The organism is Agrobacterium sp. CG674 (assembly GCF_053521645.1).
Map to the genome: position 1 here is coordinate 621,825 of NZ_JBNWDZ010000002.1, position 14,614 is coordinate 636,438.

12 protein-coding genes are annotated in these 14,614 nt (G+C 58.0%); 9 read left to right on the top strand and 3 right to left on the bottom strand.

Going from position 1 to position 14,614, the window contains the following annotated elements; genetic code table 11:
* Positions 1-55 precede the first annotated feature (55 nt).
* Positions 56-1,162 carry an ABC transporter substrate-binding protein gene (locus tag ACQZ51_RS08125; RefSeq protein ID WP_448776343.1) on the bottom strand — a complete coding sequence of 369 codons (1,107 nt, stop codon included), beginning with the start codon at positions 1,160-1,162 and terminating at the stop codon, positions 56-58.
* 207 nt (positions 1,163-1,369) lie between these two features.
* Complete coding sequence (locus ACQZ51_RS08130; RefSeq protein WP_448776344.1) at positions 1,370-2,254, bottom strand: MurR/RpiR family transcriptional regulator; 885 nt, start codon at positions 2,252-2,254, stop codon at positions 1,370-1,372.
* A gap of 177 nt (positions 2,255-2,431) precedes the next feature.
* On the opposite strand from ACQZ51_RS08130, the gene ACQZ51_RS08135 reads away from it, so the two are divergent.
* The 9 genes from ACQZ51_RS08135 to ACQZ51_RS08175 all read left to right on the top strand — a co-directional run bounded on the left by ACQZ51_RS08135 (position 2,432) and on the right by ACQZ51_RS08175 (position 13,142).
* Positions 2,432-3,205 carry an N-formylglutamate amidohydrolase gene (locus ACQZ51_RS08135; RefSeq protein ID WP_448776635.1) on the top strand — a complete coding sequence of 258 codons (774 nt, stop codon included), beginning with the start codon at positions 2,432-2,434 and terminating at the stop codon, positions 3,203-3,205.
* A gap of 172 nt (positions 3,206-3,377) precedes the next feature.
* A complete protein-coding gene (locus tag ACQZ51_RS08140) occupies positions 3,378-4,892 on the top strand; it encodes an amino acid permease (protein WP_448776345.1) in 1,515 nt (504 codons plus the stop codon).
* A 62-nt stretch (positions 4,893-4,954) separates the two neighbouring features.
* Complete coding sequence (locus ACQZ51_RS08145; RefSeq protein WP_448776346.1) at positions 4,955-6,325, top strand: glutamine synthetase family protein; 1,371 nt, start codon at positions 4,955-4,957, stop codon at positions 6,323-6,325.
* A 95-nt stretch (positions 6,326-6,420) separates the two neighbouring features.
* Positions 6,421-7,809, top strand: a complete 1,389-nt coding sequence (locus tag ACQZ51_RS08150; RefSeq protein WP_448776347.1) for an aldehyde dehydrogenase family protein — start codon at positions 6,421-6,423, stop codon at positions 7,807-7,809.
* The gene (locus ACQZ51_RS08155) at positions 7,806-8,951 is read left to right on the top strand and encodes an iron-containing alcohol dehydrogenase (protein WP_448776348.1); all 1,146 of its coding nucleotides are present in this window, start codon (positions 7,806-7,808) and stop codon (positions 8,949-8,951) included. Before ACQZ51_RS08150 ends, ACQZ51_RS08155 begins: the two co-directional genes overlap by 4 nt.
* Positions 8,952-9,620: 669 nt before the next feature.
* On the top strand, positions 9,621-10,334 hold the full coding sequence (locus tag ACQZ51_RS08160; protein WP_448776349.1) for a ParA family protein: 714 nt from the start codon (positions 9,621-9,623) through the stop codon (positions 10,332-10,334).
* Between the two features lie 66 nt (positions 10,335-10,400).
* A complete protein-coding gene (locus tag ACQZ51_RS08165; RefSeq protein WP_448776350.1) occupies positions 10,401-11,045 on the top strand; it encodes a TetR/AcrR family transcriptional regulator in 645 nt (214 codons plus the stop codon).
* A gap of 49 nt (positions 11,046-11,094) precedes the next feature.
* Positions 11,095-12,309 (top strand): MFS transporter, encoded by a 1,215-nt coding sequence (locus ACQZ51_RS08170; RefSeq protein WP_448776351.1) that lies wholly within the window; start codon positions 11,095-11,097, stop codon positions 12,307-12,309.
* A gap of 83 nt (positions 12,310-12,392) precedes the next feature.
* Positions 12,393-13,142: an SDR family oxidoreductase gene (locus ACQZ51_RS08175; RefSeq protein WP_448776352.1), complete on the top strand. Its 750-nt coding sequence runs from the start codon at positions 12,393-12,395 to the stop codon at positions 13,140-13,142.
* Positions 13,143-13,222: 80 nt separating this feature from the next.
* Here the strand turns inward: ACQZ51_RS08175 and ACQZ51_RS08180 are convergent, their stop codons facing one another.
* On the bottom strand, positions 13,223-14,584 hold the full coding sequence (locus tag ACQZ51_RS08180) for a L,D-transpeptidase family protein (protein WP_448776636.1): 1,362 nt from the start codon (positions 14,582-14,584) through the stop codon (positions 13,223-13,225).
* Positions 14,585-14,614 lie beyond the last annotated feature (30 nt).

Consider the following 14,614-nt stretch of genomic DNA (forward strand, 5'->3'; position numbering starts at 1 on the left):
TGTATAAAACCATCTGCCCCGAACTTTGAAAAGTCCGGGGCAGATGTATTGGTCGTTACTTCACGTTCGCGCCGACAACCTTGTCCCAACCGCCGGTGACGGCAGCCTTGTTGGCATCCAAGTCTTCGAGTGTCGGGAAGATTGCCTTTTCATAGGCTGCTGCTGGTGGCAGGGCATCCAGCAGATCCTTTGGAATCTTGTTGGCCTTGGCCAAAGCGTTGAAGCGGATTGGGTGGCAGAAGCCCTTCAACCAGCCCAGCTGTCCTTCGTCGGAATAAAGGTGTTCCATCCACAGCTTTGCAGCGTTTGGATGCGGTGCGTAGGCGGAAATGCCCTGCACATAGACACCGGCCAGCGCGCCCTTTGTCGGCACGACGACTTCTGTTGGCGGGTTGCCATTCAAAGTCTTCGCCCAAGACAAGGCATTGTAGTCCCAGGTCACGACGATCGGCGTCGCACCCTGTGCTACGGTGCCAGCCTTGCCGATGACAGGTAGGAAGTTTCCAGCCTTGTTCAGCTCGCCGAAATATTTCAGTCCAGCTTCACCGGCTTCCTTGCCGTCCTTGGCTCCGGTGGAAAGACCGGCTGCGAGCACGCTTAGAATTGCCTGGCTGGAAGCGCGCGGGTCACCTGCAAGTGCCACCTGACCAGAATATTCCGGCTTGAGCAGATCGGCATATTCCTTCGGCGAATTAGATACCAGATCCTTGTTCACCAGAATGGACATGACACCGTAATAGTCGCCGTACCAGTGGCCGTCGGCATCCTTCACATTGTCAGGAATTTCGTCCCATGTGGATACCTTGTAAGGCTGCAGAAGACCTTCCTTTTTGGCCTGTGGGCCGAATGCCAGACCAACGTCGATCACGTCAGGAGCCTGTGGACCCTTATTGTCCTTGTTGGCCTTGATGGCTTCCACTTCGTCGGCAGAGCCAGCGTCCGGGTTCAGTTCGTTGACCTGAATTTCGGGATACTTGGCCTTGAACGAGGCGATGACGTCGCCATAACCGCACCAGTCGTGTGGCAGGGCGATGGTCGTCAGCATGCCTTCCTTCTTGGCGGCTGCAACGAGTTCTGCGCTCGGTGCGGCAGAGGCAATCGCGGTGGATGCGATGACCATTGCTGTGGTCAACGATAGCAGTCGGCGGCTGTGCGAGATCACGGTTAGTTCTCCTCTGTGTACGATGCGTCTGGCGACGCTGATACGTGGGTTGCATGAATGTTATGTGACGGATTTTTCAGGCGGCATCCTGCCCTCATCATGGTCCCTGCCGTTTTCTTGCCATCATTGCGCCCATTCGTCGCCATGATATTTAAAAAACGACATAAATGATCCATATTGCGCCGTTGTGTCGGTCTGGCGATGTCTTCAGCTTTCCCCTTTTTCCGGTTTTCGAAAAAGACGGGTCTGTTCGAACAGGCCTTCCAGCGAATTCATGCGCTTGCGGGTCTCATCCCAGCCATTGTTCTGCACCGCCTCGATCAAGGCCTCCACGACGAAGAGCGTCACCACCGAGCTGTCCCAGGCCGAGGGCGCCTCTATGCGCACGCGAAATGTGTGTTCCGCAAAGCGCGAAACGGGGGAGATCCACTGGTCGGTGAAGAGCAGAATACGCACGTCATTGTCATGCGCCACCTGCGCCAGCGTCACCATATCCTGCTCGTAGCGCCTGATATCGAAGATCACCAGAACATCGCCCGCATTCATGTTCAGCATATATTGCGGCCATGAGCTGGAGTTGGATGACATCAGCGCCGTCTTTGGGCGGATGACCTGCATGTGGGTGAAGAAATATTCCGCAATGGACCCGGTAATGCGCCCGCCGACGAAGTAGATGCTGCGTTTTCTGTCGGCCAGAAGGGCTGCGGCATTGTCGAAGGATGCCGTATCGAGATCGCTCAGCGTATCGCGCAAGTTTCCGGTGATGGCATCGGCAAAGCGGTTGAGAATATGCAGGCCCGGTGCGTTGCTTGCCCACCGGTCATGCTTGGTAATCGGGTTGGAAATGGTGGCGTCCAGTTCCTGGTGCAGCCGTGCCTGAAATTCAGGATAGCCCTTGAAGCCGAGCTTCTGCACCATGCGCGCAACGGTTGGCGTCGAGACGCCGGCATTTTCGGCAACCACGGTCATGCTGCCAAGGCCCGAAACCGGGTAATTGCCGAGAAGACTTTCCGCTAAGCGCTTTTCGGCACGCGTCAGGCTCTCGTAGTGAGCCTGGATAACGTCCGAAACGGTCGCGGCTGAAGTGTGCAAATTTTTCCCCTAGCCGGTCTTTTCGCCGGTCTGTTAGCGCAGATTAAGATACGGGGGGCGAGCGGAGTCAATCAAAAAAATGAAGAGAATATTTCAAAAATCATTTGACACTTCGGCGTGTGTGAAGAATTCTTTCCCAACTGTCGGGGGACAGTGATGTTGGCAGCGGGGTACACCATGACGGTGCAGAAGACGTTTTTCACACATGACGAGCCTGCGCCCGTTGTCGTGGAAAATCCGCACGGCGCAGGCCGTGTGCTGCTAGTTTGCGAACATGCATCTTGCGCCATGCCAGCCCGCTACGGCACCCTTGGCCTGAGCGAGGATGTGCTGAAAAGCCATATTGCCTGGGACCCCGGCGCACTGGCTGTCGCGAGGCTTCTGTCGCAAAGTCTGGATGCGACGTTGATCTACCAGAATTATTCCCGCCTGATTTATGATTGCAATCGCCCGCCGGAATCGGCCTCGGCCATGCCTGTCATCAGCGAGATCTACAATATTCCCGGCAATCTGGCCCTTGATGATGCGGAGCGTTTCGCCCGCACGGCGGCACTCTATATCCCGTTCCAGTCCGGCGTCCGCGACCTGATTGACGCCAAGGGCGAGGCGGGCATCGAGACCATTCTCGTCACCATGCACAGCTTCACCCCCGTCTATCACGGCAAGCACCGCGAGGTGGAAATCGGCCTTTTGCATGATGCCGATGCGCGGCTGGTGGATGCGATGTTGGAGCACACGGAAGCCAGCAATTTCCGGGTCGAGCGCAACGAACCTTACGGCCCGCAGGATGGTGTCACGCACACGCTTCGCCTGCATGCGCTCCCCGGCGGGCTGTTGAACGTCATGATCGAGGTCCGAAACGACCTCATCGAGAATGAGGAGGGGCAGCGGGCTGCTGCCGATTTTCTAAGCGGTCTTTTGAAAAAGGCAATCGCCGCGCACAGCCCATGAGGAAAAGGTGAATGAAGACCGCCGCATATCCACAAGAAGGCCATGAGGCCCGGAATGCAGCGTGGGAACAGCAGACGTGCAGGGCACGGTGGGTTTGCCCATCATGCCGAAACTGGGGCAAAATCGGCCATTCCGGCTGACAGCCTGTTTTTCTTGATCAGGAGAGAACGGCATGGACAGTTCATCATCAGGCGTCAGCTATAAGAAAGCTGATGCATCCTATTTCGAAAAAAGAGGGCTCTCGCGTTACGCGGGCGTCTGGTCGCTCTGGGCGCTGGGCGTCGGTGCGGTCATTTCAGGCCATTTTTCCGGCTGGAACTTCGGCTTTGCCACCGGCGGCTGGGGCGGCATGCTGGTTGCGGGCATCATCATCGCCATCATGTATCTGGGGCTCACATTCTCCATCGCGGAAATGAGCCCGGCATTGCCGCACACCGGTGCTGCCTATTCCTTTGCCCGCACGGCCATGGGCCCGTGGGGCGGCTTCATCACCGGGCTATGTGAAAACGTCGAATATGTTCTCACCCCCGCCGTTATCGTCACCTTCATCACGGCCTATGTGAACTCCATTTTGGGGTTGGATCCCGTCTATTCTCCGCTCTTATGGGTTCTGTTCTACGCGATCTTCCTCGCGCTGAACGTCTACGGGCTTGAACTATCGTTTAAGGTAACGCTGGTTATCACGCTGATTTCGCTCGCTGTTCTCGTGTTCTTCTGGATCAGCGCCATCCCCAACATGGATTTCTCGCGCTGGGCGCTCAACATCGGCGTCGGCCCGGATGGTGCGGCGGTTGAACTTCCCGAAGGCAATGGCTCCTTCTTCCCCTTCGGCATTTCCGGCGTTCTGGCCTCGCTCCCCTTTGCGGTCTGGCTGTTTCTCGCCATCGAGCAGCTTCCGCTGGCAGCAGAAGAATCGGTTGATCCAAAGCGCGATATGCCCAAGGGCATCATTCTCGGCATCATCACATTGATGGTTTCGGCTTTCATGATCGTGCTGCTCAACCCATCGCTGCCCGGCGTCGGCGCGTTCCATCTCGGCTCATCGCTGGAGCCGTTGCTGGATGGTTTCAAGGCTGTTTATGGTGATGGTGGCGTTGTGCTGCTCGGCTTCGTGGCGCTTACGGGCCTCATCGCCAGCTTCCACACCATTCTTTATGCGCAGGGTCGCCAGATCTACTCGCTCTCGCGGGCGGGTTATTTCCCAACGCTTCTGTCGGTCACGCACCCCAGGTTCAAGACGCCGCATGTGGCCATGCTCACAGGCGCCCTCGTCGGTCTTACTGTGATGATGATCATCTGGTTTGCGCTGGGTGCGACTGAGGGCGGCAGCATTATCGGTAGCGTGCTTCTCAACATGGCCGTGTTCGGCGCGATGTTCTCTTATATCATGCAGGCCATCTCCTTCATCATGCTGCGCCGTAACCTGCCGGATATCGAGCGGCCATTCCGCTCGCCACTCGGCATTCCCGGTGCTGTGCTGACCATCATCATTGCCGTCATAACCTTGCTCTATCAGGTACAGGACCCGAATTTCACCAAGGGCGTCATCTGGGTTGCGCTGTGGTTTGCCGTCGCGATTGCCTATTTCGCGCTGGTCGGGCGTCACCGCCTCATTCTTTCACCGGAAGAGGAATTTGCACTGGAGCACAAGCAGGCCGCACTCAACGCGGCGGCATCGAAGGCTTGATCCAACTCCAAAGGGCGACCGGCAACGGTCGCCCCATTTGAACAACAGGAAACGAGAAAATCATGACGACGACCTACACATTCGACGAATTGAAAAAGGATGTCGCTGAGCGGCGCATAGACACGGTTCTGGCATGCGTCGTGGATATGCAGGGTCGTCTGATGGGTAAACGGTTTCAGGCTGAGTTCTTCGTGGAAAGCGCCTATGAGGAAACCCATTGCTGCAACTATCTGCTGGCAACCGATATGGAGATGGAAACCGTTCCCGGTTACAAATCCGCCGGTTGGGACAAGGGCTATGGCGATTATACGCTGAAGCCTGACCTCTCCACCCTGCGGCGGGTGCCGTGGCTGGAAGGCACGGCACTTGTTCTTTGCGATGCCTATGACCACCACACCCATGCCGAAGTGGCGCATTCGCCCCGCGCTATTTTGAAAAAGCAGGTCGCGCGGCTGGAGGCCATGGGCCTCAAGGCCTTCATGGCGACAGAACTTGAATTCTTCCTCTTCGACCAGAGTTTCGAGAATGCCCGCTCCGGTGGCTACCGTGATCTGAAGCCAGCCAGCCCCTATAGCGAGGACTACCACATCTTCCAGACCACCAAGGAAGAAGAGGTGATGCGGGCTATCAGAAACAATCTGCAAGCCGCTGGTATTCCGATTGAAAATTCCAAGGGCGAAGCCTGCGCCGGTCAGGTCGAGCTGAATGTACGCTATGCCGATGCGCTTGTTATGGCCGACCGCCACGCCATCATCAAGAATGCCTGCAAGGAAATCGCCTGGTCCAAGGGCAAGGCCGTCACTTTCCTTGCCAAGTGGAATTATGATGCCGCTGGCAGTTCCTCGCATATCCACCAGTCGCTGTGGAGCCTGGATGGCAAGACGCCCGTGTTCCTCGATAAAAACGGCGAATACGGCATGTCGGATATGATGCGCCATTACGTGGCGGGGCTTCTGGCCCATGCCAGCGAGACGACCTATTTCCTCGCGCCCTATATCAACTCCTACAAGCGTTATATGGCTGGCACATTCGCGCCCACCAAGGCCGTGTGGAGCCTGGATAACCGCACGGCGGGCTACCGCCTCTGCGGTGCCGACAGCAAGGGCATCCGCATCGAGTGCCGCATTGGCGGGTCGGATATCAATCCGCATCTTGCCATGGCGGCCCTTATTGCGGCAGGTCTTGACGGCATCGAAAACAAGTTGGAACTTGAGGCCCAGTTTGAAGGCGATGCCTATGGCGGCAAGAACATCAGGGAGATCCCCAAAACGCTGCGCGATGCGACTGAGCACCTGAATGGTTCAAAGATGCTGCGCGGCGCTTTCGGGGATGATGTCGTCGACCACTATGTTCGCGCCGCAAAGTGGGAGCAGGAAGAATATGACCGCCGCATCACCGATTGGGAAGTCGCGCGCGGTTTTGAACGGGCATAACAACATCGAGAGCAATTCCAGCAAAAGTGGGAACCGGTTTTGCGTCAGGAATTGCGTAAAAAAACAGATCTAGAGTTACAGAAAGAACCACCATCATGGTCATGATCCAGAATATCTCGCCGATCGACGGTTCGGTTTATGCCGAGCGCGAGGCGATGTCGCTGGACGCGGCACGGGCTGCCGTATCGAAAGTGCGCGCCGCGCAAAAGTCATGGGCGCGTCGCCCCTTGGAAGATCGCGTTCAGTTGGTGCTGAAAGGCGTGGCTCGGCTGAACGAAATGGCCGCAGAGGTCGTGCCGGAGCTGGCCCATATGATGGGCCGCCCGGTGCGTTACGGCGGTGAATTCAAGGGCTTCAATGAACGTTCCAACTATGTTGCGACAATTGCAGCCGATGCACTTGCGCCGCTGGTCATCGAGGAAAGCGGTAATTTCGAACGCCGCATCGAGCGTGAAGCGCATGGCGTCGTCTTCGTTATCGCGCCGTGGAACTACCCCTATATGACGGCCATCAACACCATCGCGCCCGCGCTTATGGCTGGCAACACGGTCGTCATCAAGCACGCGGCGCAGACGCTGCTGGTGGGCGAGCGCATGGTGCGCGCCTTCGTGGAAGCGGGCGTGCCGGAGGATGTGTTCATCAACCTCTTCCTCGACCACCAGACCACATCGGCGCTGATTTCCGAAAGCCTGTTCAACTTCGTCAATTTCACCGGCTCCGTTGAAGGCGGTCGCGCCATCGAGCGTGCTGCTGCCGGTACCTTTACCGGCCTTGGTCTGGAGCTCGGTGGCAAGGACCCTGGCTATGTCATGGAAGATGCCGATCTGGATGCGGCGGTCGATACGCTGATGGATGGCGCGACGTTCAATTCCGGGCAATGCTGCTGCGGTATCGAGCGCATCTATGTCAATGAATCGCTGTATGACGCTTTCGTTGAAAAGTCCGTGGCCTGGGTGTCCAACTACAAGCTCGGCAATCCGCTAGAGCAGGAAACGACGCTGGGGCCGATGGCCAACAAGCGTTTTGCCAAGGTGGTGCGCCAGCAGGTGGCAGATGCCGTTTCCAGGGGCGCGAAGGCGCTGGTCGATCCCAAACTCTTTGCCGCAGATGATGGCGAAAGCGCCTATGTCGCGCCGCAGATCCTCGTCAATGTCGATCACTCCATGGAGTTCATGACCGAAGAAACCTTCGGCCCTGCCGTTGGCATCATGAAGGTCAAGAACGACGACGAAGCCATCGCGCTGATGAACGACAGCAAATACGGCCTGACCGCATCGCTGTGGACGCAGGACGCGGCAAGGGCAGGCCGCATTGGCCGCGAGATCGAGACCGGTACCGTGTTCATGAACCGCGCTGACTATCTCGACCCCGCTCTGTGCTGGACTGGCGTCAAGGATACCGGTCGCGGCGGCTCGCTTTCTGTCATCGGCTTCCAGAACCTGACCCGTCCAAAATCCTACCATCTGAAGAAAGTCACCAAATGAACATCGTCGCAAACTGGAGCTATCCAACCCCGATCAAGATGGGACGCGGCCGCATCAAGGAACTGGCCGAGGCCTGCAAGACGCTGGGCATGAAAAAGCCGTTGCTGGTCACAGACCGTGGCCTTGCCACCATGGCCATCACCGGCCACGCACTGGATATTCTGGAAGAGGCAGGCCTTGGTCGCGCTCTCTTTTCCGATGTCGATCCCAACCCCAACGAGATCAATCTCGAAGCCGGCGTGAAAGCCTTCAAGGATGGCGGCCATGATGGCGTCGTCGCGTTCGGCGGCGGTTCGGGCCTGGATCTGGGCAAAGCCGTTGCCTTCATGGCGGGCCAGACGCGCCCCGTCTGGGATTTCGAGGATGTTGGTGACTGGTGGACCCGCGCAAACTCCGATGGCATCGCGCCCATCGTTGCCGTGCCCACCACCGCAGGCACAGGCTCGGAAGTGGGACGCGCCAGCGTCATCACCAATTCCAAGACGCATGTGAAGAAGATCATCTTCCATCCGAAATTCCTGCCCGGCGTCGTGATCTGCGATCCGGAGCTGACGGTCGGTATGCCCAAGGCCATCACGGTCGGCACCGGCATGGATGCCTTTGCCCATTGCCTGGAAGCCTATTCCTCGCCCTTCTTCCACCCGATGAGCGCCGGTATCGCGCTTGAGGGCATGCGTCTCGTCAAGGAATACCTGCCGCGCGCCCACAAGGATGGGACGGATATCGAAGCCCGCTCCAACATGATGGCCGCCGCCGCCATGGGTGCCGTGGCCTTCCAGAAGGGGCTCGGCGCCATCCATGCGCTCTCGCACCCCATCGGCGCTGTTTACAACACCCATCACGGCATGACCAACGCCGTCGTCATGCCCGCCGTTCTGCGCTTCAACCGCCCGGCAATTGAAGAAAAGATCGCCCGCGCCGCTGCTTATCTCGGCATCGAAGGCGGCTTTGATGGTTTCTACAATTACGTGCTGGAGCTGCGCCACGAACTCGGCGTTCCGGAAAACCTGACCGCACTCGGCATCAAGCCCGACCGCGTGGACGAACTGACGGCAGAAGCCATCAAAGACCCAAGCTGCGGCGGCAACCCCGTGGCCATGACGGCTGAAAACACCAAGGCATTGTTTCTGGAGTGCTTCTAACGGTTGAGCCTTGCTGGCGGGTGCTTTGCACCCGCTGGCGCTTATGCCCATGCGGCGAGAGAGACCGGCGTCAGGCACGTCTTCTCCCCAGCAAAAATAAAATAAAAAAGTTTTCTCAATCTCCCAAAGACCCATGCCTACAATCTGCGCATCTTCGCTGTCCGCCATGTATCGCGAGACATGAGCGGGCAGGCGAAGAGTGGTGGCTGGTTGCAGACGTGTGGCTATCCATCAGATGATAGGACCTGTCGGCTCGACTAACTTGCCTGAAATTCCATTAACGGGTTTCGGGCAAGCAAGGCGGGAAGGCGGCAGGGAATGCAATGGACGACACTCCGGGCCGGATCATTCACGATCCGGTCTGGATAGACTTTGAGACCTTGAGGCCACGCAAATGCGCAGCCAACACAACCATACCAAAGACAACACCGCATTTGCGTGGTTTCTCTGGGGCTAATGACGGATCAATCACGGGTGCACCGCGCCTCGTGACGGGCGAAGCTTGTCCGGTTTTTTGACAGCGCGAAACGACGTGGCTGGCAGGAATGCCTAAAATTGCATCCATCGTTACCAATTCGTTAACCATATTGGTTAACAATATATCACGCACCATGAATATGGCGGTGCGTTGAAGAGCGATGATTTCAGGCTCTGCATTCGGGGGGCCTTATGCCAGTTATCACATTCGCAAATACGAAGGGCGGCGCAGGAAAAACCACTGCCGTTTTGCTGCTTGCCACCGAACTTGCCCGCATGGGCCACCGCGTCACTGTGATTGATGCCGATCCGCAATTGTGGATTTCGCGCTGGGCAGACATGTCGGGGCCGATGCGCAATCTCTCCATCATCTCCAACGTGACAACGGCGTCACTGGAGACGCATATCCGCGAAAACAAAGCCAACACCGACTGCTTCATCATCGATCTGCCAGGCACCAAGAACCCGCTTCTGACCATGGCGCTCGGTATCTCCGACCATGTGCTGATCCCCGTTCAGGGCTCTGCCATGGATGCGCGTGGTGCCGCCGAAGTGATTGAGCATATCGAGTTTCTGGATCGCAAGATGGGCATCAAGGTGGAGCATTCCGTCGTGTTGACCCGCGTCAATGCCATGATCAGCACCCGCTCCATGCTCGTGGTCAAGGCGCTTCTGGCCGAAAAGAACGTGCGCGTTCTCAACACACCCATCGCCGAGCGCGCAGCATTTCGCGATGTTTTCGACTGTGGCGGCACGCTTGAGGCGCTGGACTGTCGCAAGGTCAGCAATGTCGACAAGGCGCTGGAGAATGTGCGCAGCTTCGCCACCGAGGTCCTGCGCCTGATGCCGGCCCGCGTTATTCGCTCAGACCGCGACATGAAATTCTTCCGCCGCAGCGCGGCCTGAAAACGAAGCACTTCCATGCGTCCGACCCTTTGAGGAGCCGGGCGCATTATTTTGCTTGATTTGGAAATGATCGTTTCCTATATTGCCGCCATGAGCAACACACAGGCATCTTCAACTTCCATGCGCCAACGCGGTCGTCCGCGTGAGTTCGATGTCGACACGGCCATCGATAAGGCCATCGGCGTGTTTGCCGAGCGCGGTTTTCACGCCACCTCGGTTGGGGATCTGAGTGAGGCGATGGAGCTGACGCAGGGCAGTCTCTACAAGGCGTTCAAAGATAAGAAGGATATCTACATCGCCGCTGTCGAGCGCTACCGTCTGGTGCAGACAAAGCGTTTTGAAGCCGCTGTTCAAACCGGCAAGACCGGGCGCGAAAAGCTTCTGGGGGGCATGAACTTCTACGCGGATGCCTGTGTCGGCCGCTCCGGCGGGCAGGGGTGCCTCGTGGTTGGTGCCGCTGCCGATCTGGCTTCTCTGGATGATGATATGGCGCGTGCGGTTCGCGGTGCCATTGATGCGCGTGAAAAAATTCTCGCCCGTCTGGTCCGCGAAGGCCAGGCAGATGGCTCGGTCACGAAAACCATGGATGCCGATGCGCTGGCTAAGACGGCGCTCTGCCTTCTTTACGGCATGCGTGTGGTCGGCAAGACGGGCCTCTCGAAACAACAATTAAGCGCCATCGTCGAAATCGCCATGAAGGTCTTTGACTGATTTTGCTGCGCATTTTGGAAATGAATATTTCCTAATTAGGAGACGTGAGATGACATCGACAGCGCTTGGCGCAGAGCCCACACAGGAAGAGACGATCTCTTCCGCCATGATTTTTCTGCTGGCTAGCGCCTGTGGATTGGTCGTTGCCAACCTTTATTACGCCCAGCCGCTGGCAGGGGTTATTGGTGCGGAGCTTGGGCTTTCGCCAAGCGCAACCGGGTTGATCGTGACGCTGACGCAGATCGGTTACGGCTTGGGTTTGCTGTTTGTGGTGCCGCTGGGCGATCTCATCGAGAACCGGAAACTGATCGTCACAACGGTTTTCATGGCCGTTGCGGCGCTGGTGGCGGCAGCCATAGCGCCGCATGCGGCACAGTTTCTTGTCGCCGTGTTTCTCGTTGGCGTTAGTTCCGTTGCGGTGCAGATGATCGTGCCTTTGGCTGCGCATATGACGCCGCCTGCCACACGCGGACGCGTTGTCGGCAGCATCATGAGCGGGTTGATGGTCGGCATCATGCTGGCCCGACCTGTCTCCAGCGTGCTGTCTGAGTTCGTTTCATGGCGGGGTGTCTTCCTCATGTCGGCGGTCGTTATGGTCGTGCTGGCACTGGTGCTTTACCGTCTTTTGCCGCGCCGGATGCCCGATGCGAAGCTTCCTTACCGCAGCCTGCTTGCCTCCATGGGGACGCTTGCCGTCAGTACCCCGCTGTTGCAGCGGCGCGCGCTCTATCATGCTGGCATGTTTTCGGCATTCAGCCTGTTCTGGACGGTTACCCCCCTTTACCTGAGCGGCCCAGCCTTCCGCCTGTCGCAGGGTGAAATTGCGCTCTTTGCGCTGGCGGGCGCTGCCGGTGCGGTTGCCGCACCCATCGCCGGTCGTCTGGCCGATCGTGGCTGGACGTGGAGTGCTACATTGGCTGCATTGCTGGCGGCAATGGCATCGTTCCTCATCACCCACATTGCACCGGAAGCCTCTCACCTGTCGCTGGCGTTGCTTGTCGTTACGGCCATCGTGCTGGATTTCGCGGTCACCACCAATCTGGTCTTGGGCCAGCGCGCCATTTTCACGCTGGGTGCGGAGTTCCGCAGCCGCTTAAATGGCATCTTCATGGGCGGCGCGGCTGGCTCCGCACTGGGTGGCTGGGCCTATGCGACAGGACAATGGACCGCGGCCTCATGGCTCGGTTTTGCGCTGCCAGCCCTCGCCTTCGCCTTTTTCCTCACGGAGCGCCGGCCTGAGAAGGCCCGTATGCGTCTGGGCTGAATGCCCGATGACTGCGGCAAGAAACGGGTGGTCGCGCTATTACGCAATCACCTATGCCTAGGCTCCCGAACAAGGAGCCAATCATGGGACTGCTGGAAGACAAAGTTGCTGTTATCACTGGCGCATCATCAGGAATAGGACGTGCCGCAGCGTTGCTGTTTGCTGCCGAAGGTGCTGCCGTTGTTCTCAATGCCAGAAGCAGGCAGGGCTTGGAAGAAGTCGCGGAGACGATACGGGGCCAAGGCGGCAAAGCCCATATCGTGGTGGGTGATGTCAGTCAGCCTGAAACGCACGACGAACTGAATACTGATGCGTTGCGACTATTCGGCGGCCTCGATATCGCCTTCAACAATGCAGCAATGGTCGGACCATTGAAGCCACTTGCGGAAGTCAATCTCGCAGAATGGCACGAGACGCTTGCGACCAACCTGACTTCGGCCTTCATGGCAAGTCGCAGCCAAATTCCCGCCATGCTGGAGAGAGGTGGCGGCTCTATCATATTTACGTCCAGTTTTGTCGGGTCGAGCGTCGGTCTTCCGGGCATGGGGGTCTATGCTGCGTCCAAGGCCGGATTGATGGGGCTCGTAAAGGGCATCACCGCGGACTATGCCAGCAAGGGCATCAGGGCAAATGCACTTATGCCCGGCGGTTCTGATACTGCCATGGCTGGCGACGAAGCGCAGAAGGCGTGGGCGGCAGGCTTGCACGCGATGAAACGCATTTCGCAACCGGAAGAAATTGCAAGAGCCGCATTGTTCCTTGCCAGTTCCATGTCGAGCTTTGTCGCCGGTTCCGCATTGTTCGCAGATGGTGGGAACTCAGCCGTCAAATAACAATGCTATCTACGTCTCCCACGCCGATATCGGCAAGCGCTCGCATAGTCGCTTGGCGATATCAGTGGAAGGAGGTCTGCTTATTCGGCGAATTCGACAACCACGCCGGGGCGGACCATTTTGGCCAGTTCCGTCGCATCCCAGTTGGTCAGGCGGATACAGCCGTGGCTGTTGGTCTTGCCGATCTTGGATGGTTCCGGTGTGCCGTGGATGCCGTAGGTCGGTTTGGAGAGCGCGATCCAGACTGTGCCCACAGGGCCGTTAGGGCCGGGCGGTATTTGCAGGATCTGGGTGTTCTGTCCCTGCGTGAAGTTGATCTTTGGATTATAGGTATAGCCGGGATTGAGAGCGATGCGCTCCACCGTGTGCGTGCCGGATGGCGATGGTGTATCCGAAGAGCCGATGGTGGCGGGGTAGGCGGCAATCAGCAGCCCACCTTCATCATAGGCGAAGACCTGCCGGATGCCCTTATGCGCCACGATGCGCGCAACCTGGCCCTTTTTCGTCTCGCCGGGGCTGACAACCTTGATGATGGTGCCGGGTACGGTGAAATCGACGCCGGGGTTCAGCTCTTTCAGATAGGTCTCATCCATATGGAAACGCTCTGCCAGCGCTTCTGACGTGGAAGTGTAGGCCATGGCTGGAAGCTGCGCCTTTTCGGCGTAGTCATCTGGAATGGATGCGACATAGGGGCCGGCCGCGTCTGCCGCCGTAATCGTGTAATCCACGATGGCCATGCCGCCGGTGTTGCGCAGGCGCTCCAGAATATCCTCGGTGTTATTCGGGTCGAGGCGCTCGCCGGTCATGTCTTGCCACGCGGCAATGGCCTTGTCGACATTATCGCCCATCTTGCCATCGATCACGCCGGGCGAAATGCCTTCGCGGTCCAGAAAGACCTGAAGCGCCACGATTTCCTGACGCGAACGGTTGACCGGTGCTGTGACCGGCTGGTTACGCTCGATCAGATGATCGGGCTGTGGCACGGCAGCCGTTGTGCTTTCACCGGGAATGGGCTCTCCCAACGGGCCGCTTTCAACCGCGCCGGGGCGGGAAACAGAGCCGGTATAGGGATCGATATCGCTGCCATCGCCACGATAGTCCCGGTAATCCTGACCACCCTGGCCGCCCTGATAGTCGCGGGCACCATATTCCTGCTGCGGCTCGCGCATCTGGCCAGGGGCAGGTGGGTAATAATTGTCGTTCTGCTGCTGCGGATAATAGGGATCGCGACGACCACCGCCGTTTGGCATCTCGGTCGCAACCAGATTTCCGTATCGATCATAATAGACCGTGCGACCCATGCGGTCTCGGCTGATCACAATATCGCCACGCTCAGGCATGAACTCAAGCACACGACCATCAGGCGAAACCAGCATGGGTTGCTGGGCCTGTGCATGAACAGGCACAAGCAAAGGGGTCGCCGCGACAGCGAGAGAGAACATTGCGTTAATTAAAAGTTTCACGATTCTGCG

Coding starts and splice junctions, on each gene's coding strand:
- ACQZ51_RS08135 (WP_448776635.1), top strand. CDS start 2,432: ATGACGGTGCAGAAGACGTTTTTCACACATGACGAGCCTGCGCCCGTT.
- ACQZ51_RS08140 (WP_448776345.1), top strand. CDS start 3,378: ATGGACAGTTCATCATCAGGCGTCAGCTATAAGAAAGCTGATGCATCC.
- ACQZ51_RS08145 (WP_448776346.1), top strand. CDS start 4,955: ATGACGACGACCTACACATTCGACGAATTGAAAAAGGATGTCGCTGAG.
- ACQZ51_RS08150 (WP_448776347.1), top strand. CDS start 6,421: ATGGTCATGATCCAGAATATCTCGCCGATCGACGGTTCGGTTTATGCC.
- ACQZ51_RS08155 (WP_448776348.1), top strand. CDS start 7,806: ATGAACATCGTCGCAAACTGGAGCTATCCAACCCCGATCAAGATGGGA.
- ACQZ51_RS08160 (WP_448776349.1), top strand. CDS start 9,621: ATGCCAGTTATCACATTCGCAAATACGAAGGGCGGCGCAGGAAAAACC.
- ACQZ51_RS08165 (WP_448776350.1), top strand. CDS start 10,401: ATGATCGTTTCCTATATTGCCGCCATGAGCAACACACAGGCATCTTCA.
- ACQZ51_RS08170 (WP_448776351.1), top strand. CDS start 11,095: ATGACATCGACAGCGCTTGGCGCAGAGCCCACACAGGAAGAGACGATC.
- ACQZ51_RS08175 (WP_448776352.1), top strand. CDS start 12,393: ATGGGACTGCTGGAAGACAAAGTTGCTGTTATCACTGGCGCATCATCA.
- ACQZ51_RS08180 (WP_448776636.1), bottom strand. CDS start 14,584: ATGTTCTCTCTCGCTGTCGCGGCGACCCCTTTGCTTGTGCCTGTTCAT.